14 protein-coding genes and 1 pseudogene are annotated in these 20,648 nt (G+C 39.5%); 4 read left to right on the top strand and 11 right to left on the bottom strand.

All coding sequences use genetic code 11. The features are described 5' to 3' along the window. Positions 1 to 242 precede the first annotated feature (242 nt). A pseudogene (gene hisS, locus FNZ60_RS07570) lies at positions 243 to 1,729 on the top strand (histidine--tRNA ligase). Positions 1,730 to 2,706: 977 nt separating this feature from the next. On the opposite strand, the gene FNZ60_RS07565 reads toward hisS, so the two are convergent. Then, positions 2,707 to 3,231 (bottom strand): peroxiredoxin, encoded by a 525-nt coding sequence (locus FNZ60_RS07565; RefSeq protein ID WP_142417006.1) that lies wholly within the window; start codon positions 3,229 to 3,231, stop codon positions 2,707 to 2,709. Positions 3,232 to 3,448: 217 nt separating this feature from the next. Here FNZ60_RS07565 and FNZ60_RS07560 point away from each other — a divergent pair, with 217 nt between their 5' ends. From FNZ60_RS07560 to FNZ60_RS07555, 3 genes are all read left to right on the top strand, one after another. Next, on the top strand, positions 3,449 to 5,077 hold the full coding sequence (locus tag FNZ60_RS07560) for an alpha-D-glucose phosphate-specific phosphoglucomutase (RefSeq protein WP_142417005.1): 1,629 nt from the start codon (positions 3,449 to 3,451) through the stop codon (positions 5,075 to 5,077). A 113-nt stretch (positions 5,078 to 5,190) separates the two neighbouring features. Next, positions 5,191 to 5,334 carry a hypothetical protein gene (locus tag FNZ60_RS09750; protein WP_185913529.1) on the top strand — a complete coding sequence of 48 codons (144 nt, stop codon included), beginning with the start codon at positions 5,191 to 5,193 and terminating at the stop codon, positions 5,332 to 5,334. Positions 5,335 to 6,137: 803 nt separating this feature from the next. Then, complete coding sequence (locus FNZ60_RS07555) at positions 6,138 to 6,473, top strand: zinc ribbon domain-containing protein YjdM (protein ID WP_142417004.1); 336 nt, start codon at positions 6,138 to 6,140, stop codon at positions 6,471 to 6,473. A gap of 1,279 nt (positions 6,474 to 7,752) precedes the next feature. On the opposite strand, the gene FNZ60_RS07550 is transcribed toward FNZ60_RS07555, so the two are convergent. The 10 genes from FNZ60_RS07550 to FNZ60_RS07515 form a co-directional block, all read right to left on the bottom strand. Further along, entirely contained in the window at positions 7,753 to 8,331 is a 579-nt protein-coding gene (locus FNZ60_RS07550) for a NifU family protein (protein ID WP_142417003.1), read from the bottom strand. A gap of 61 nt (positions 8,332 to 8,392) precedes the next feature. Continuing rightward, on the bottom strand, positions 8,393 to 8,884 hold the full coding sequence (locus FNZ60_RS07545) for a universal stress protein (protein WP_142417002.1): 492 nt from the start codon (positions 8,882 to 8,884) through the stop codon (positions 8,393 to 8,395). Positions 8,885 to 8,947: 63 nt separating this feature from the next. Continuing rightward, on the bottom strand, positions 8,948 to 10,018 hold the full coding sequence (trpS, locus tag FNZ60_RS07540) for a tryptophan--tRNA ligase (RefSeq protein ID WP_142417001.1): 1,071 nt from the start codon (positions 10,016 to 10,018) through the stop codon (positions 8,948 to 8,950). 60 nt (positions 10,019 to 10,078) lie between these two features. After that, positions 10,079 to 11,650, bottom strand: a complete 1,572-nt coding sequence (gene murJ, locus FNZ60_RS07535; RefSeq protein WP_142417000.1) for a murein biosynthesis integral membrane protein MurJ — start codon at positions 11,648 to 11,650, stop codon at positions 10,079 to 10,081. Positions 11,651 to 12,790: 1,140 nt separating this feature from the next. Continuing rightward, entirely contained in the window at positions 12,791 to 14,203 is a 1,413-nt protein-coding gene (locus FNZ60_RS10255) for a BID domain-containing T4SS effector (RefSeq protein ID WP_246054748.1), read from the bottom strand. Next, positions 14,163 to 14,618 carry a hypothetical protein gene (locus tag FNZ60_RS10250; RefSeq protein WP_246054747.1) on the bottom strand — a complete coding sequence of 152 codons (456 nt, stop codon included), beginning with the start codon at positions 14,616 to 14,618 and terminating at the stop codon, positions 14,163 to 14,165. Before FNZ60_RS10250 ends, FNZ60_RS10255 begins: the two co-directional genes overlap by 41 nt. Then, on the bottom strand, positions 14,599 to 15,192 hold the full coding sequence (locus FNZ60_RS10245) for a Fic/DOC family protein (RefSeq protein ID WP_246054746.1): 594 nt from the start codon (positions 15,190 to 15,192) through the stop codon (positions 14,599 to 14,601). Before FNZ60_RS10245 ends, FNZ60_RS10250 begins: the two co-directional genes overlap by 20 nt. 339 nt (positions 15,193 to 15,531) lie before the next feature. After that, on the bottom strand, positions 15,532 to 17,508 hold the full coding sequence (locus tag FNZ60_RS07525) for a BID domain-containing T4SS effector (protein WP_142416999.1): 1,977 nt from the start codon (positions 17,506 to 17,508) through the stop codon (positions 15,532 to 15,534). A gap of 305 nt (positions 17,509 to 17,813) precedes the next feature. After that, complete coding sequence (locus FNZ60_RS07520) at positions 17,814 to 19,127, bottom strand: BID domain-containing T4SS effector (protein WP_142416998.1); 1,314 nt, start codon at positions 19,125 to 19,127, stop codon at positions 17,814 to 17,816. A 357-nt stretch (positions 19,128 to 19,484) separates the two neighbouring features. Beyond that, on the bottom strand, positions 19,485 to 20,591 hold the full coding sequence (locus FNZ60_RS07515; protein ID WP_142416997.1) for a BID domain-containing T4SS effector: 1,107 nt from the start codon (positions 20,589 to 20,591) through the stop codon (positions 19,485 to 19,487). Between the last annotated feature and the right edge of the window lie 57 nt (positions 20,592 to 20,648).

Raw genomic sequence — 20,648 nt, 5'->3', positions numbered from 1 at the left:
AGGGAGCAATTGGCAATATTTGGCAATATAATGATGTTCTTTATTGCGGGTATTTTTTTGTGTGTGGGCGTGATCTTATGAAGGGTAAAAATTTTTTAAAGATTGCTTTAAGGCGGATGGCTTTTGTCAAATAAAAGCTTCTAACATGTTGTTAAAAGCTTTGAGGGTGATAAAGTCATTGCAGCGTTTGTTTCTATGAGATAATGGTTATCCGTAAACACATATTGTTGCTAGAGAATAACATGTCATTGAAACAAGAAAAAACCAAAGCCCGGCTACCTCGTGGTTTTGTGGATCGTACAAGTGCACAATTATATGCCACTGAAACCATGATTGCACAAATTCGTGAAGTTTATGAACTTTACGGTTTTGAAGCACTTGAAACACCCATTTTTGAATATACGGATGTATTGGGGAAGTTTTTACCAGATTCAGATCGGCCCAATGCAGGGGTTTTTTCACTCCAAGATGATGATGAACAATGGATGTCGTTGCGTTATGATTTAACAGCGCCTCTGGCGCGTTATTTTGCCGAAAACTTTGAAACATTGCCAAAACCGTATCGTAGTTATCGGTTGGGGTTTGTTTTTCGCAATGAAAAGCCTGGACCAGGGCGGTTTCGGCAATTTATGCAATTTGATGCGGATATTGTTGGAACACCAACTGTTGCAGCAGATGCTGAAATTTGCATGATGGCAGCCGATAGTTTGGAAAAATTAGGTATTCAACCGCATGATTATGCTATTCGTTTGAATAACCGAAAAATTCTAGAAGGTGTTTTGCAGTTGATTGGCTTAGGGGAAACGGAACAGCTTGAAAAGCGCTTAACTGTTCTTCGAGCAATGGATAAATTGGATAAATTTGGTCCTGAAGGGGTGCGTTTGCTTTTAGGCAAGGGGCGTTTGGATGAAAGTGGTGATTTTACAAAAGGAGCGGAGCTTCAAGATAAAGAGATTGAATGTATTCTTTCCTTACTGACCGTTGAGGCAAAAACGGCAGAAGAAACGCTTGATGCTTTGAGAAAAGTCGTTGGTCAGAGTGTGCAAGGGCTTGAAGGGGTTCGTGAGCTTGAGGAAATGCAAACAATCTTTGCGGTTAATGGGTATCACAATCGCATTAAAATTGACCCTTCGGTGGTGCGTGGATTGGAATATTATACGGGACCTGTTTTTGAGGCGGCATTGCTTTTTGATGTTCTCAATGATGAGGGGCAAAAAGTTGTCTTTGGTTCTATTGGGGGGGGGGGCGTTATGATGGATTAGTTGCGCGTTTTCGCGGGGAAAATATTCCGGCAACAGGTTTTTCCATAGGGGTTTCACGGTTGATTGCTGCTTTGCAAAACCTTGAAAAATTATCCGTGAAAAATGCACTTGGACCCGTTGTGGTGCTGATGATGGACAAAGAGCCAGAAGCGGTTGCGCGCTATCAGAAAATGGTAATGCAATTGCGAAATGCGGGAATTTGTGCGGAACTTTATTTAGGGGCCGCGGGAATGAAAGCGCAGATGAAATATGCTGATCGACGTAAAGCGCCTTGTGTGGTCATTCAAGGGTCTCAAGAACGTGAGAGTGGGAAAATACAGATTAAAGATTTAATTGAAGGGGCACGTTTGTCTCATGAAATTAAGGATAATCAAACATGGCGTGAAAGCCGTCCTGCACAAGTAATGGTTGATGAAGAGCAATTGGTGCAGACAGTACAGGATATTTTGGCAGCCCAAAGGCGGTAATGGTTTAAGCAATTGGCTGCGACAGTGCAGGATAAGTTTTTGACTTTATGGCGTTGTTTTTCTTAAGAGAGCTTTTGTTATTGCTTTTCAATCAACGGCCAATCTCAAGGTAGCTCTCATGTTTTGAGACAAAGATTAAACCAGATTAAGAACTCTCTGAGCTATCTCAGCTTTTGTATACCAGATGGAAGCAGGGGTATTGGGTTTCTTTAGTTTGTATAGTCTCTGAAACAGGTAAACAATCTCATTTAGGGCAAATATAAAGACGTAATGGTAAAAAACAATGTCCATCTTTACTGTCCTTCTTTGGTTCTACTTTATGGCTTTCAAAAGCATTTAAAGCAGTATCTTTTTAATAATGAAGATGATGTATTGCCTTTAGTTTATTGCGTCTCTTTCATGGGGGTACGACCTTCATGTAAAACAGAACACCCTAAATGGAATATAATATAGGTATGTTTCATATTCACGAGCTTGTTTTTAAGAGACATCTCTCAAAGCGCACATCACGTCTATTTCATGGGCTGTACCCATGAATGCTATAACGATAAAGCTCCCATGGAATAATATACCCCCCTCATGAAATAATATAGAAGCCATTGAGCCCCTATCTTTACGCTTGTGAGGGAGCAAGCTGGCACCATTGCATTATTTTCCAGCTCTCAAATGTTTCTACAAACCTTGGCATTTCTCGACAATTTCATGAAAAGGCATTTTTATTGTACGAATCTTAGTTCTCATGGCTCCCCCACTTTTGGCATGCAAGCAAGTGATTTTGATTGATGCAACATAAACAGATTTGAAATGAGAGAATCTTACGATATTCGAGACTCTTCTTTAATATGAATAATGCTAAATTATCATTACTAATCAAATTATTATTACAAATAGATATTTTAAAAAATACAAACGACACAAATTCCCTTTTCTAGAGAAATTTGTGTCGTAAAACTTCAATCAACGATTTTGGGTTGGAATTAGTTTTTCAAGGCTTTTAAAATATTTTGTGGTGAAGAAACTTCATAAGGATCCGTTGCACAATTGTCTGAAAAACCTGCTTCTTCAAACCATTTTTCAATCACACCATCATTAATAACAGCCGCATAGCGCCATGATCGCATACCAAAACCAACATTGTCTTTGGAAACCAGCATACCCATTTTGCGTGTAAATTCACCAGAACCATCGGGAATTAATTTTACGTTTTTGATGTTTTGTGTTTTTCCCCAAGCATTCATGACAAAAGCATCATTGACGGAAAGGCAATAAATTTCATCAATGCCGACTTTTTTAAATTCATCATAGAGTTTTTCAAAATCAGGTAGCTGAAAGGTTGAGCATGTGGGGGTAAAAGCACCAGGAAGCGAAAAAAGAATAACACGCTTTCCTTTAAAGTAAGCATCGCTTTTCACTTCTTGCCATCGATAAGGATTATCGCCCCCCACTGATTCATCGCGGACACGTGTATGAAATGTGACATTGGGAACTGTTTTTTTCATCATATGGATGCTCCTGTATTTTTTACAAAAATTGTGTTTTAAAATAGCCTTCATCTTTAAAAGCGTATGGAAAGGAGCGTTTTAAATCAAAGGGCTTCTTTAAAAATTCTTAATCTTTAATAAGTGTGCAAATATTTCACACGTGCGTCAAGTGGAATTAATGGTCGACTTTGAATACGCTTCATCTTAAACTTAAAAGAAAGAATATGAAGGTATTACCATGACCATAAAGACAGTTTTGACCACGGCTTTTGAAGGGCAAAAACCGGGAACTTCTGGTTTGCGTAAAAAGGTATCTGTTTTTCAGCAACCCCATTATGTGGAAAATTTTATACAGTCTCTTTTTGATAACATTGGACCTCTTGAAGGAAAAATGTTGATTTTTGGGGGCGATGGGCGCACTTTTAATCGGACTCTTCTTCAGATTGTCTTGAAGATGGCAGCAGCACATGGTGTTTCTCGTATTAAAGTAGGAAAGGGTGGTATTCTTTCGACACCTGCTGTTTCGCATCTTATTCGTAAATACCATGCGCATGGTGGAATTATTCTTTCTGCAAGCCATAATCCTGGAGGGGTAGATGGAGATTGTGGAATCAAATACAATATTTCCAACGGTGGACCAGCACCTAATGCTTTATGTGAAGCTATTTTTGCTACATCGCAACGTCTTTCCTTTTATAAAATTTTTGAAGCTCCAGATGTGGATTTAGATCGGCAAGGGATGACCTTTATGGGAGCCATGCAGATCGAGATTATTGATCCTGTTGCTGATTATGTTGCTTTGATGCAGGAGATTTTTGATTTTGATTGTATTGCCAAAGCCGTGGCGGGCGGTCTTACTTTACGGTTTGATGCCATGCATGCGGTAACAGGGCCTTATGCTCATGAAATTTTTGAAAAATGCTTAGGATTTTCTAAAGGGACGGTGGTCAATGGTCTTCCTTTACCAGATTTTGGAGGCGGTCATCCAGATCCCAATTTAGTTTATGCTAAGCCTCTTTATGATTTATTGATGTCAGAGCGAGGACCAGATCTTGGCGCTGCATCTGATGGTGATGGCGATCGTAATCTTATTATTGGACGTGGGCAATTTGTCTCGCCTTCGGATTCTTTGGCGATTATGGTTGAGCATGCTCATCTCATTAAAGGATATCGAAAAGGCGTTGTGGGGGTTGCTCGCTCTATGCCGACGGGGCGTGCGGTTGATCTGGTTGCTGAAAAACACAGATTAAACTTTTTTGAAACACCAACGGGATGGAAGTTTTTTGGAACGCTTTTGGATGCGGGAAAAGTAACTTTTTGTGGTGAAGAAAGCTTTGGAACTGGCTCTCAGCATATCCGCGAAAAAGATGGTTTATGGGCTATCTTATTTTGGTTAAATCTTTTAGCGGTAACAGGAAAAACGGTTGCACAAATTGTTCAACAACATTGGCACAGCTATGGGCGCTTTTATGCACTGCGTCATGATTATGAAGAAGTTGAAGAAGACAAAGCTTTGGCACTCCTAGAGCACTTGCGGGAACACTTACCACACGCCGGAACAGAAATTGCTGGATTTTGGGTCAAAAAAGCAGACGATTTTACGTATCATGATCCTATTGATCAAAGTGTGAGCACACGGCAAGGTATCCGTATTTTTTTTGAAAATGGTGCGCGGTTGGTGGTTCGCTTATCGGGAACAGGGACGCTTGGCGCAACCTTACGGCTTTATTTTGAACAATATGAAGGTGATCCGCGCAAACATAATTTAAATCCGCAAGAAGTTCTTCAACCTTTGCAACAGGTAGCCCTAAAATTATTAAACATACAACAAGAATTGGGACGAGATCACCCTGATATTATCACATGAGATTATTGAAATATTTCTGTTTCTTGCACAGATATCATGATTGATCACATTCATGATTTTAAGGGAGGCATGATTTTAGGTGGGGGGATGAGCCATAAGAGAGGTTTCCATTGTTGCGGCGTTTTATTTTTCCACCTTTATATATCGATTGGGTTTCTAAAATTACTGGATTCTTAAAAATGGATGCGGTAGATGATGATCCATTGGAGCTTTTATGTCCAATGATTTCTGGTGGTTTGATAAGAATATTTATTTGATAGGAGGAGCATTCTTACGTCAAACAAAACATGATTGTTGTTGCAACTGCATATGTTTGTTTTTAAGAAGATTCTCTTAAATCTCCGGTCTTTGTGCATGCCATCCATCAAGAGGATAACGGCTAAGCCATTGAATACCATCATTGTTACGCGCTGTGAGGAAACAAAGTACTATCATCATTCACTTGGGGTTGCTCTAAGGTTGGTCCTTGCATTTGAGAGCGTTTAGTCTTTTTTAAAATCGTTGGCTCTTTCCATCTTGTAATATGTAAGCGAAAAGCTTTAGCTCATTTTATACTAAGAGAGTTTGAAAGAATCTTACGATATTTGAAAGCTCTCATTGAACATATAAAATCATTGACGATGATTATAAAGCAATAGGTTCTCTAGCATGATGATCGTTGTCTTTCTTAAAAAATAAAAGGGCAAGGTGTGCACATCACTTTCTTGTTTTTCAATGTTGTCATTGTTTTTAGCTTTTGAGAGCGTTGATAAGTTGATAAGAGATTCTTTTTTTAAGTGTTTTTTATCCATTGGTTTATTTTATTGCTCATGGGTTAGAAAATGATTTTGATTGATTGACAAGAAAGGATGACAATACATAAATCTTATGATGAGGGGATTGAAGGTGAAAAATGTGTAATCATGCTTATAAATACATCTATTGTATGGGGTGATTGTATGCATGAACACTGTTGAGAGGGGATATTTAAGAGAAGCCTTTTTCTAAAATAATGGACAATAAACACTTTTTTCTTTATGACCAGTTATCATGAATGGTTTTTCTTTAAAAAGGGAAGTTTATGACCCAATATCCCAAATGTCCTCGTTGTGATTGTCCTTATACTTATGAAGAGGGTGAAAATTTTGTGTGTCCTGAATGCGCCTATAAATGGCCCCAAAAGGACGATGATGCTATCCTTTCTCAGAGTGTTTATGATGCCAATGGTCAAATCTTGACAAACGGAGATACCGTTATGGTTATAAAAGATCTGAAAGTCAAAGGCGCTTCCTCTGTTTTAAAAGGTGGAACGAAGGTCAAAAATATTCGCTTGGTGGAGGGTGATCATAATATTGATTGCAAAATTCCTGGGATTGGTCAGATGAGTTTAAAGTCGGAGTTTGTTAAAAAAGTTTAAGTCTTTATCCTCTTACGATTGTTTTTACTGTTCGTTGTTTTTTTTATTTTTATCTTCAATAAGGTCTATTCTTTTCCAAGAGTTTTTTTCTTCTCTCAAAGATTGTGCTCATCGAATAAATATGTTTTTCCTTGGAATATAAAAGCCATATTTTGCTAGAGGAATATGGATGTTGTCTTTTCTTTCAAGCATGTTGGTTGGTTAAGGACGAGATGTTCATTGATAAAAAAATAGTCAAAGTGCGTGCTTTATAAGAAAAAACACCGTAAAGTGAGAAATTGATAACGGCTGAATTGAAGGAATTTTTCCGCTTTTTCTCAGATCATTTCCAAAACAATTCTCATAGATCTGGCTTTGATTGATGAACCTTTTAAGGTCTTGATACCTTTGGCATCTTCATTGATAAAGATGAGAGTGAAGGGAAATAGAGAGGGGAATTTTTGATTTCAAGAATAGGAAAAGCCGGTATGATATTTAAAAAAAACTTTTTTAAGATATTTAAACCTATTTTTGCGATGAAGCCCATGAATGGTATAAGACAAGCGCCGTTAAGCATTATAATTTATGAGTATTATCGTTTAAAAAGGTAAGCCAACACCGTTACATACTTTGCTGGTTCTCAATATTGCAACAGTTCGCTTTTATATTTACTCCTAGTTGCATCCTTATATCGGAAAATGTTCATAAGAGGTATTTTAAAAATCGTTTTTTTATCCTCCAATTTGTGATGTGTCCGCGAATGGTTTGGGTGGATGCAATAAACAAAATTGAAATGAGAAGATTATCAGAATGTTTATGCAAAGCGTAAAAGTGTGATCTTTATCGCTTGGGGGCTTACAACAATATTTTGCGGGATTTTATCATCGGAAACACTGAAAATGATGAGATAAAGGGAACAAGTGTGTATTCTGTCTTATGACTCTTTTCTGTTTTCTGTAACAGACCGCTATGTTGGAACGTAAAATTGCATGGCAAGTTCATGAGGAAAAATAAATTTAAAGCGCGCTCCAGCCGATGTATTATCCTTGCATGTCTATGATGGGCTCATAGAAACGATGCCTTAAAGGGGCAAAACCATTTTAAATTCTATGGGGTAAGTGAAAAGGGAACCTTATCATTTTCTCGTTTTTTTAAGCAGTATGGTATTTTTATAGCTGTATGGCTTTTGTTTAAAATTATTCAGGGATAAAATAGCGTAAGATTTCCACACGCTGTATTGTGTTTAAGCCTTGTTGTAGAAAGACATGTGTCGTCTTTTGACTCATTTCAAGGGCAATATTTATTGCGGCATGGCTTCAACACCTAAAACTTCAGGGATAAAATGGCGTAAAAGATTTTCAATACCATGCTTAAGTGTTGCTGTTGAAGAGGGACAGCCAGCGCAGGCGCCTCGCATATTGAGATAAACAATACCATTTTCAAAGCCGCGAAAAGTAATATCGCCACCATCATTGGCAACGGCTGGGCGAATACGTGTTTCAAGCAGCTCTTTAATGGTTAGGACAATATCTGCGTCTTTTTTGTCATAAAACTCTTCGTTAAGGGCATGAGCTTGGGCTTGTGTTGTCGCACTGGTAGTGATGACAGGCTCATTGGACAGAAAATGTTCCATAATTGTGCCTAAAATAACAGGTTTGAGATGTTGCCATTCCCCTTCTTTTTTGCTTACGGTAATGAAGTCATAGCCTAAAAAGACACCATTGACATTTTGAATATTAAACAGCTTAGCTGCTAAAGGTGAGTTTTTGGCCGCTTCTTCACGGTCACGAAATTCTAATACACCCTCGGAAAGTACCACACGCCCTGGTAGAAATTTAAGTGTTGCAGGGTTTGGGGTGGTTTCAGTTTGAATAAACATTGCCTCTCCTTTTATCATGAAGAATTAGATAAGATCAGACCATTTTAAAATATTATATTTTTTAGGCAATAGATTTAATATCTTCGTCGGCAAGATTGCTGGGAATGACAATGACAGGGATTGAAAAAGCTGTTCCTTTATTTCCGATTAATTGAACAAGGGGTCCTGGTCCTTCTGTATGTCCACTGGCGGCTAAAACAATCAGTGCAACCCTTTTATCTTCATCGATCAGTTTAGAAATTTCATCAATTTTCTTCCCCTCACGCACTACTATTTCTGTTTCAAGCGCATGGGAGGCGCGGACTTCACTGGCAATGTCTCCTAATATCTTATGAGCACTTTGCGTTGATTCTGTACGCATAACATTATTTACACCCAAAAAATGTTGAAATTCTGCACTATCAACGACGCAAAGCAAGACCAATGTTCTATTGGTATTTTGGGCATGTTGTGCGGCAAAAGCAACGGCACGCCGACATTCTGGAGTTTCATCGATGATGACGAGGTTTTTTTTCTTGGGTTCTTTTTTCGGATTTTTGGGTTTAGAAATCATGCACTTTCTCTATTTTGTACAAACGATTTTTTTTGCTCTCTACAGTTTTTGAGTTTATTGTTTTTATGTATTGTGCAAAAATCCAACAATTTCACGAATTTTTTTCATATTTTCTTCTGCGAGCATACTAGCACGTTCTGCGCCATCATGCAAAACAGAGTCAATATAACTGCTTTCTTGGTGAAGTCGACGTAATTCTTCTGTTATAGGTGCAAGCTTGTGGACGGCGAGGTCGGCTAGAGCTGTTTTAAAATGCGAAAATTGTTGACCAGAAAACTCTAAAAGAACCTTTTCTTTGTGGGTTTTGGCAAAGGCGGCATAAATACCAAGCAGGTTATCCACTTCTGGTCGTTCTTTTAAAGCAGCAAGGGAATCTGGAAGAGGCGCAGAATCCGTTTTGGCTTTGCGTATTTTTTGAGCGATAAGATCAGCATCATCGGTTAAATTAATGCGGGAGAAATCTGAAGGATCTGATTTTGACATTTTTTTTGTTCCATCACGCAAGGACATAATGCGTGGCGCTGTTGTCCCAATCAGTGCTTCTGGGAGAGGGAAAAAGCTTTGTCTTTTTTCTTTATCCGTTTGCATAGAGATGCCAAAATTTAAATCAGCAATACGGTCTGCATAATCATTGTTAAATTTTTGTGCAATATCGCGTGTGAGTTCAACATGCTGTTTTTGATCTTCACCCACTGGAACATGTGTTGCACGATAGACTAAAATATCAGCAGCCATTAACGTGGGATAGGCAAAAAGTCCAAGGGATGCTTTTTCGCGATCTTTTCCTGCTTTATCTTTAAATTGGGTCATGCGTTGAAGCCAGCCGATACGGGCAACACAATTCAAAATCCAGGCAAGTTCAGCATGTTGAAAAACACGTGATTGGTTGAAAATAATGTGTTTTTTAGGATCAATACCGGCGGCTAGAAAGGCGGCTGTTACTGTTCTGGTGGATTCGCGTAAAATCAGGGGATTGGGGTTAACGGTAAGTGCATGCATATCCACAACACAATAAAGGCAGTGATGAGAATTTTGCAGTTCAACCCAATTTTGAAGGGCTCCAAGATAATTGCCAAGATGTAAGTGACCACTCGGTTGTACGCCGGAAAAGACAAGAGGTGTAAAGGTATCCATAGGAGTGTGCTTTCTAATTTTAAGGTTATTTGTTTTATTGTTTTTGACAAAGTATAGATATTATGGACGTTTTTTCATTTTTTTAAGCATGTGAAAAAAGTAACGGGTGTTGAATAAAAAATAGGCAATAAAATAGATCAAGAATATGCCGAGCATGATTCCAGCTAAGGTGCCGGCACGCAAGAAAAAGGAAGCCCCTGAAGATAAAGGAAAAGATAAAAATCCACGCACATTCAAACCGTAATAGAGGGCTAGTGCACTCAAAAGGGAAGCGATCATGAGACATAATATTCGCTTTATCAGTTGGATGTCGTATTTCCAATAACCACGTTTGATAAGGATCCCCCAGAGCAATAGGGTATTGACCCATCCAGAAGTAATTTCAGCAATAACAATGCCGCGTGCTGAAAAAAGAGGAAATAATGTTAAGGCAAGGCTGATATTGATAAAAACGCAAATGCCTGTAAAAATCATCGGTGTTTTGGTATCTTCATGGGCAAAAAAATTAGGAATAAAAACTTTTATGAGAACAAAAGCTGGAAGTCCTAACCCATAAAGTCCCAATAATTGTGCAACATGCTGTGTTGATTGGGCAGTAAACTGGCCTCGCTCAAAGAGTAAACTGACAATGGGGGTTGAGAGCAGCAAAAAAGCGATGGAGGCGGGGAGTGTTAACAAGAGTGTGAGTTCAATAGAACGGTTTTGCAAATGGTGGGTTTCTTCATGTTTTTTGCTTCGTAAAGCGCGGGTTAATTCTGGCAAAAGAACAGTTGCAACAGCAATGGCAATCACACCTAGAGGCAGTTGATAAAGGCGATCAGCATACATCAAAGAAGAGACAGCTCCCGATTGACTAGAAGCAATGTTGGTATTGATGAGCAAGTTAATTTGCGTGATACCACCTGTGATGGCGGCGGGGAAAGCTAAGGTTAAGAGCTTGCAAACATTAGGGGTTAAATGGGGACGGCGGAAGAAAATTTTCATGCCACTTTGTCGTAAAGCAACAGCAATTAAGGCTAGTTGCAGAAGCCCTGCGGCCAAAACGCCCCAAGAGAGATTTAAGCCGATATGCCAAGCGTCAAGTTGATAGACCCAAGCATAGGCGAGCACACCAATCAGAATAATATTTAAAAAGAGTGGAGCAACAGCAGCAATAAAATAGCGTCGCAGAGCATTGAGCATGCCCCCCATCATCGCGGCGAGCGACATGCAGGTTAAATAGGGAAACATAATCGCGGTAAAGTGAATTGTGGCGTTAAATTTTGTGGCATCTTCGCTAAAACCTGGCGCAATAATGGTTCGTACTAAAAAAGGCATGCTCAGTTCCATCGCAATGGTTAACAATAAGAGCAGCGAAAAGAGAACACCAAAGACTTCTTCTGCAAATTTGCATGCTGTTTCTTGACCATCTTCAGTGATTTTTTTGGCAAAAAGAGGAATGAAAGCAGCATTAAAGGCACCTTCAGCAAAAAAACGGCGGAATGTGTTGGGAAAACGAAAAGCAGCATTAAAGGCATCAGAAACAGGACCAGTCCCTAGAGCTGCGGCCATAAGCATTTCGCGGACAAAGCCAAAAATACGGCTCATGAGAGTTCCAGAAGCAACTGTTGCAATTTTTTTAATCAATGTCATAAAGATCTATCGGGTTTGTGATAAAAGAAAAGTGATGACAGGAGAAATAAACCGTTTTAAATTGTGAAAATCTGATCTGTATACCCATACAAAAATATATTTTCAGCGTTTTACGACGGTGTTTGTCTTTCTGTCAATAATGATGCGTGAAGACTTTTTAAATGCTCCTTGTTTATTGTTGCATTACAATTTTTATGGTTGCCATAAAATAATTAAAATTTCTTTTTCAAAATGAAATATGGGTGTGATGTCATAACAGTTTAGGGATATAGAATGATCATTTCTCTTTTAAGGCATGATGTTTGTGAAGAGTGCATCCCAATGGCATTGTGTTTTACGTGAGGGGTGTAACCCATCTTTACGCTTATGACGTAACAGGTCGGTATCATCACACACTTGTGTTAGCCTTATAATGTTGTGACAGACTTTGCATGGAGAGCATTCATGAAAGGGCATTTTTACGCTTTGCTTCATCGTTTTTACCCATACGTTAATCCCATCTGTAACGTGTAAACGAATGATTTTGATTGATGCAACATGAGAGAGATTTATTATCAGAGAATCTTACGATATTGGAGGCTCTCATTTAATATACAAAATAGTGAATACTTAATTCATAAATCAATTTGTTATACTTCATTTAAAGAACGTAAAATAAAAGCGTGAAGGAATATGCAATTTCCATGATTTAAAAGACAGAGCTTTTATTGAGTAGACAGGGCTGTTAATGCTTTTAAAAGTTTGTCAGGCTGAGTTCAAAGGTTATGATAAAGCGCGTGATTGGTTTTCATCTTTACGGTTTGATGTTCTCGACAATAAATGAGGGAGTTCCATAAATAGATGTAGCAAGATGTGATCTTTCAATGGCGTTTTGCCTATTTCTAGCGCCACAGGCAATGAAAGGGATGAATTGATCTGTTCAAAAATGATCAATCCTTATCAATTTCTCTGTTCAGATTCCTTTTCATTGTTGAGAGGTAAAAGTTTCAGAAAATAAGTAAAATTTCTCCTTTATGGTTTTTACATCTCGTTGATGCACAATTGGTTTTCCGATGAAGGCAAACAAGTAAAGGCAATTTTTTTGCCGGAGAGGGCTTTTGGACAAGAAAATGCAAAAAAAATCAAAGCTTATAGAAATTTTTAGAGAGTCATGGCTTTTGCATGCTGTGTTTTGTGAGGTGGAATATTTTCTTGTTTCTTGATGGGGTGATGAACGTTTTCGGTCATTTTTTGTGTTTTACTTGCTTCTTTATCAATTGTGTTCGAACATGTTTTTTCAGTATTTTTCTTTATTAATGGATACGGGAGAGATTGATGCTGGTTTGGTGCTGAATGCTCATTCAATTGGCGATCATAAAAATTTATGGAGAGTATGTTTTGTTTTATCTCTTTTGTTTGCTTGATGATTTCCAGAATCTCTTTTGCTTTGACGGCTGATGTTCCAAGACTGTTGGCAAGTTTTTCAGGATTATTTTCCCTTATCGCGTCATGTTCGCTTGAGGATAAGCGTTCGTTGATTTTTTTGATATAAGTCTTTATTTCTTCTCTTAATTCAGGAGATTTTGATAACATTTCTTGCTGTTGTTCATTGGATAAGGAAAGGAGATTTTGCATCCAAATTTTAGGCATTTCTACTAACTGTTCACAGCGTTTTTGTTTTGCGTGATGGTTATGGAGAATGTCTCTTTCTGTTTGTTTAAAAATATCAATATAGTGCTCAATGGCGCGACAGAGGGGTAAAATATTGGCTTCAGCTTCAGTGCGCGCGCTGTTTTTTATGCCAAATATATTGCTCCCAGAAAATTTAGCAATAGATTGAGGAGATGTAGCAATTTGATGGGGGAGCTGTTCACTTGTCCTGTGATTTTCATGGATCTTTTCAATTTTTTCCTGCAAAATATGTTGATTGCCATAAATAATTTGGCACAAAGTTTCGATTTTTGTTCTTTTTGCTTGAAGTGATGCGTTGTTTTTTATCCTTTTAGCAATTTCGTTGCTTGTAAGAGGAGGGATTTTTTCTGCGGGGATCAGCACTTCTTTCTGGTGTTGAGCGCTTGGTGCTGTAAAGGAGGCGGCATCCCCCATTTTAAATGTTTGTATTGGTTCTGGTGTGCGCCTTTCTTTAAGTTTAGGTGATAAGGATACTTTCTCGAAAGGGGCGGTGTCCGTTGTTTTTGTCCCTGTGTCCCAAGATGCCACTGCTTTTTGCGGGCGCTGTTTTATTTTTTCTTGATGATCAGCGCGTGTTTTTTTTGTTATTTTGTCAGATATTTGATTATTTGTCGTTGTCTTGTTGGTCGGTAAATTGATTTCTTGGAAATCTTTTTGTGTTTGTCTCTTGGAGGAAACAGATTGAACTATTGGTTGTGCTCTTTGTTCTTTTTCTTGCAGGCTTTGGGGTACAACTTCAACGTTGTCATCTAAAGCATGAGGCACAACCCATGGCGAAAAATGGGCTTTTTCTTTTCTCTTTGTTTGAAGGGATACCTTGTCTTTGTTCTTTTCAGTTATTTCATCGTTTTTCAGAACGGCTCTTTTTTCTTCTGGAAGCAATATGTTTTGCTGTTTTTTTTTGCGAGCTTTGAGCTTTTGGTGCTGTAAAGGAGAAGGTGTCACCACTTGTTAATGTTTGTATTTGTTCTGGTGAGAGATGTTTTTTATTTCCTAAGATGAGAGTCCCCTGAACATCCATCATGAAGCCATTGGAGCCACATCCTCTATAGGATCCATGATAGATTTCTCCGTCTTTTGCAACGACAGCAAGATAATAATTTTTTTCACCCATTCCAAGCTTTCTCATAGCATTGGTGAATTCTTGTAAAATGAGTAGTTTTTCTGGATTGGTAATATCCTCAAGCAGATGCTTCATGGGCTCTGAATCACCACGTTCCATGGCGACTGCGCGGACAAAATCTTTGCGCTTTTTGCTCACGATAGAAAAGTCTAGTTTATTCAGCGAGCCTTTCAACAAACAGTCTCTTTGTGCGTCGATTACCCTCTCTGAAAGGATGTAAGTTATGCAAATTCCTCATTATTATAGCTGCATGTTCAACAAATTCTTCACGGCTTAAGTTTTTTAAATTGTTCTTTTCAGCAAGTGTTTTATCTAACTGTTCTAGTCCCTCTTGTATTTTTCTGCCAATCGCAAAAGGTTTGCTAAATTCTTTTCTTTTCAAAATGGGCATAGAAGCAACGCTGTTATCTGCAAATGTAAAAGGCTTTTCGCGGGTATGGCCTGCCCATTCAAATGCACGAGAAAAGAGGCGGTGATGAAGATATTTAAGATAGGAGGTATTAAACTGCTCTGGTGGTGGCTCTTGGCGAAGTTTGATCATTTCTTTTTTTACATCTTCAGAACAGCGTTCTTTTAAGATTTCTTTATCTTTAATGCGGTATTTATTTTTTAGCACTTTGCTATTGGGATAAAAGAAATTCTGCGCTGCTGCATTGATTTGCATAGAAATGGTTGCATTCATTACAGAGTGTTGTTCTTGCAATTCTTCCTGTGTGGAGGAGGCATCATGTTCTGTATTTTCTTTCATGCATATTTCCTTTCAAGTCTTTTAATATTTATTTTTTAAAAAAGCTTTTTTTTTACATTTTTTGCCTTATATCATTTTTCATAGCGTTTTCTTCAAAGAAGAATGCCGATTTGAATCATGAAAAAAGTTTGACCCTCTTCGCATGGCGCTCAAGTTCATGATAGAACAAAATCAACGTTGGTCATTTTTACGAAATGTTATCGTGAAGCTTTATCAATGCGTTTTGTTATATGATGGTTTATTCAAATTTTTCTGTATGTTATACACACATCCCTGATGCAATTTGTGCCAGATAATGGCACCAAAGCTTTGTATGAAAAGCCAACGGTTATGAGACTATCACGACAAAGCCATTGCTTTTGATGTTTCGACTCTACGCGCTCGAACAGGTGGTTGCTCTTCTTGTCGAGATGTTTCTGCAAGCTCTTGACGTCGCTTTGCTGTTGAGTGCTCAGGCAGCTTTGTGAGGTGCGATAAGTTTTGCTGTTTTTGCAGTTTTTTGTCGGGATCGGTAAGCGATTGATGGCGTTGTTGTTCTTGTTCTTCCTTATGGTTTTGTACAATGGTTTCTCTTAACTGCTTTATCGTTTCAGCATAATCTTTAATAGCAGTACAAAGGGTCGGAAGATTTTCTTCAGCGGCTTTGCGTGCTCCGTTTTTTATGCCAAGGGTTTTTCTCCCAGCAAGTGGAGCAAAAAATGTAGGATTACTTTCAATTTGAAAGACAAGCTCTTCTCCCATCCCTGGAATTTTTTGCATATCTTCCATTATATATTGCAAAATAAGTGGATCTTTATAAACAATTTTGCACCAATATTGGATCTCTCTTTGACCATATTGAACCGTTGGATCTTGTTGAACTCTACGGGCGATTTCTGGATTTGAGAGAGGCTTGATTGTCTTTTCTGAATTGAACGGGTTTTGTATATGTTGTTTGATTGAGCCTTCCTGTTTTTCTTGTTCATGCGTTTGCGGTCTTGTCTGGGAATGCTGTGAAATATTCTCTTGTAAGTATTTTGAAGTATAGAGATAACCATTAATAGCGTCACATAGAGAGGGAAGAGATTCTTCAGCGGTTTTTCGGGCTCCATTTTTTATGCCAAGAGCTTTTTTTCCCGCTAGCTTAGCAATAGACAGAGGGTTTTCTTTAATATCCCATAAGAGCTGTTCTCCCATAGCGGGGTTTTCTTTGATTGCTTCTATTTTTTGTTCTAAAATAAGCCGGTTACCATAAACCTTTTCGCATAAAAAGCGTATTTCCTCTTGATATGCTACGAGTAAGAGCTCTTTTTCCATTTTATTAAGGGATGTTTTTTGCTCCTGAGACGGTTTTGGCTGTTTAATTGCTGTTTGTGGAGAACCCGTTTTTTGGGCGACTGCGTCACTTTTTTGTCTATCTCCTTTACGGTGGGGTTTTCTTGAAGGAGGAACTGCATATGTTTCACTGTCTTGTGAAGATGAACTGCTTTGCTGTTTGAGTATCCTATGTGAGGATGTTTTGGGTCTAACATTTGGGGCGTGTGTTTCAGGATTTTGGATTTTTATGCCGTGTTGTAGTCTCTCTTTTGCACGTGGAGGTTTGGGCGGAGCAATTTCTGTCTGTAGAGGGGGAGTCTCTTTAATTTTTGCACCGCTTTGCACTGTGTCTCTTATGTGTGGGGGCGTTTGCGCTCTAGGTGTTGCATAAAGACCTTCGTTCTCTTGAGTTGTTGGTTTGTTTTGTAGCCTATCTTTTGCACGCGGTGGTCTTTGTGGCACGGTTTTTATGTGCGCGGAGGGGCGTTCGAGGGTTTCAAGCTCTTGGATTTTTGTGCTGGTTTGTATTTTATCTTTTGCACGCGGTGGTCTTTGTGGCGCTGCTTTTATGTGCGTGGAGGGGTGCTCGATGGTTTCTAGCTTTTGGACCTTTGCGTCGGTGGGGGGGTTTTCTCTTACGCGTGGAGGAGGGGTGGAAGCCATTTTGGGGTGGGATGGGGAGGCTTGGACTTGAGGGCTGGGTTGTTGCCTCTCTTTTGCACGTGGAGGTTTTGGCGGAGCGACTTTTGTCTCTAGAGAAGATGTCTCTTGGGTTTTGGCACTGGAGGGGGGAGTGCTAGGGGATATTGTGCTGGCTTGCGCTCTGTCTCTCACGCGTGGAGGTTTTGGTGGTGCAATCTTTGGGGTGGTTGACAAATTCTCTGAGCGTTTTTGTGCAGGTGGTTTTTGCGCGCTTTGAGAAACTTGGGAAGGGGAAGTTTTGGTGGATGATTGTTCAGCTTGTTGTTGAAATTTTGTCATCATTTCAGCTATTAAAGGGGAGGGGGTTCTTTTTTTCATGCATGTTTCCTTTCAAGCTCTTCCAATATTGTTTTGAATACTATTTAGAAACGCGAGTTGGCCTTTATTCTGTGTTATTATTTTTCACTTGGACTTTATGAGAGAAAATATGAAACTGAACGACTTGATGAGATTTCGCTTTTTGGATTCAGATCATAATCACTCTTTAAAGACTGTTTTGTCGATAGCTTAGATTAAGTGATGGGGGAATGAACTTGTTTTAACGTTCTCTCTTTCTTGGCGCAAATCACCTCTTTGCTGTGTTGTGCCAAGATGTTGAATTCAAGGTGAAAACTTATGTCTGTTTAGCTGGCAAAAGCCATTGCTTTTGAGGCGGTAGTTTTGCGAGGACGCAAATCTGTTTCTCTTTGTTGATTAGGGGGCGTTGTTCCTTCAAGAGTTACTGTTGAAGATTCAAGGTGTTGAGTAGATTGTGAGAGGTTTTGTTGCTGATGTAAGTTTTGTGCTCTCTCAGAGCCTCCTGCTTCATGGCGTTCATGTTGGGTTTGCTGAGATTTTGAAAGACTTTCTCTTAACTGCTTTACAGTCATTGCATAATTGTCTGCGGCGTCAATGAGGTGAGAAAGACCCGCTTCAGCATGTCTGCGTGCTTGATTTTTAAAGCCACAAAAGTTGCGCCCAGCGTATTTGTTAAAAGAGCGAGGATTTCCGGCAAGTTGTTGAGCGAGTTGTTCTATTGTTTCAGGGTTTTGGAAAAGCACTTCCACTTGTGATTGTAAAATATTTGATTGACCAAAAACAACACCACACCAATATTGGATTTGAGCATGGTGTCTTTTGACTTTTGAATGTTGGTGAATTTGGGTGGAAATATCTGTTTCTGAAAGGTTTTCTTTTTCCCTTTGAGAGTGATTGGGTTTTCTGAGCAGTTCAGTAACGGCGTCCTTGCCCATGAGGCGTTCATAGTTTTTGAGTTCTTGCTCTGGAGAGTGTGATAGGCTCTCTTTTGCCTGTCTTACCGCTTGTGTATAACAATCAACGGAGACACAAAGGGCGGAAAAACTCTCTTCTGCATGTCTGCGTGCTTGATTTTTGATGCCACATACATTAATACCAGAAAGTTTAGCGATGCTTTCGGGATAGGCTGCCATGCGCCATGAAAGCTCCTCTCCCGCTTGAGGATTTCTTTGAATTTCTTGCATTTTTTCTTGCAAAATGTTGGGGTTGCCATAGGCTTTTTCGGATAAACGTTCGATTTCTTCTTGAAATGTTTGAATCAATGAATTGTGTGGAAGCAATAAAATGATTTCTTCTTCTGAGAGGCGTGTTGCTGCTCTTTGGGCAACTTGTGAAGAAACTGTTGCACGTGTCTTTTCAGCTTCTTGCCGCCTTTCGGTCGAGCCGCCTCTTGTGAGAGGCGTTGTTGAATGCGCCATTCTAACGGATGCCTGTGCCCCTTCTTCTATAACCGTTGCTTCTTCTAAAAGAGAATGTTTTCCCTCATCTTCTTCCGGTATCGTTGATAGTCTTTTGCTTTTTGAAGGCGCTTCTTTAGGAAGAGGGGCGGGGTCTGAGACTTCTGCTGCTGCTTGTTCATAGAGTTCTATGATCTTTCTTATTGAAGAGGATGAAGAAGGATGAGGGTGATTTTTTTTCATGCATATTCCCTTTCAAAAATTGTTTTAGAAAACCTCTTTGGAGGTATTCTCGCCCTTTATGCTTTGGGTTGCTTTGAGACAAGAGAAGATATCGCACTGATATGCGCTCCAAAGATCTGCGCTATTCACCCTCAGCTTAATGGAGCTTTGTGTCTTTTCTACAGTTTTTTTGTGAAATTTTATCAATAGGTTACAATAAATAACAGGATCCACTTTTAGGTCTCTTTTAGGACTATTTTTGTAACATTTTAAAACAATTCTTGGCGCAATCGCAGGAAAACGATGAGCGCCAAAAATTAAATGAAAAAGAGATGATATAAAAAACAAAATGTTATCTGTTTTTATGTTTATGCGTCCTTACATGGCAAAAGACATTCCTTTTTCTCCGTATCTTTGTTGTCGTGGGCTGTGTTCTGGACTGTTTTGTTCTTGTCCTCTTGCGTGGTGATGATGACGGTGATGGCGTCTGTGTTCAGGGCTGCTTTCTGGACTTTCTTGTTTTTGACCTCTTTCCAGTTCACGTGTAAACTGTTTGTGGAGCTTTTGTGCGTTATGTATATGTCTTTCAAGAGCAGAGCAAAGGGGAGAAAAACCTTCTTCAGCCGCTTTACGATCAGGGCTTTTTACACCAAAGACCTGCCGACCAGCAAGTTTCCCTGGTCCTTCAGGTTGTTCTGCAAGGTCCCATAAGACTTTTTCTGCACCCTTAGGATTTTCAAGAATCTTAGCAAGTTGCTCATTCAAAGCATGTTGGTTCCCATAAACAGTTTCGCACCAGACTTGGACTTCTCTTACACCATATTGAAAACCTGTATCTTGTAAAAGCTTTGTCGTAACCACATCTTTTTGGGTTCTGGGAGGGGGCGTTGTTGCTCTGCCAACGCCTTCGTAGAGGGGATTTTCGCGTTGTTGGGGCTCTTGTCCGCCTTCAGCCCCCATGCCAAGAGTTGCATAGACAGTTTCTATTGGTTGATGGGGATGGCGCCTCTCTTCTGTTGTGGGGTCAATTTCCGCATAAAGGTGCTCGCCTTGACTTTGGGGCGCGCGCACATCCTGAGTGCTTCCGCTAGGTGAGTCATAGAGGGGGTTTTTTCGAGTTTCGGACTCTATCTCGCCCGTCGTCAGATTAACGACTGCATAGGGATCTACGAGGGTTTCTGGGGAGGGGGTACGCGAACCCCTCCCAACGGCTGCTGCACGGGTAGCTCCTAATGGGTATTGTGGGGCATAGATCGTGCCTAGTGGTGGATTTTGGGGGGCATAGACAGTTTCTAGTGGTTGTTGAGAGTGGGGCGTATCATAGGGACTTCTTTCCGGGTTTCTAGCATTTCTGCTTTGTATTTCTTCTGGACTTGGTATATGCGGACCTCTTCTTCTGTTTGGTTTATTTACTTGTGCGTAGAGGGGATCTGGGCTTTGAGTTTCTGGGGTCTGAGGGGTTGGTTGTGGGTAACTTTTTTTCATGGCTGTTTCCTTTCAATATTTTTAGAAAACCTCTTTGGGACATTCCCCACTTTTTTT

It is taken from the genome of Bartonella massiliensis (genome assembly GCF_902150025.1).
In the GTDB taxonomy this organism is placed as follows: Bacteria; Pseudomonadota; Alphaproteobacteria; order Rhizobiales; family Rhizobiaceae; genus Bartonella; species Bartonella massiliensis.
This window is presented reverse-complemented; position numbering and strand designations above follow the sequence as displayed.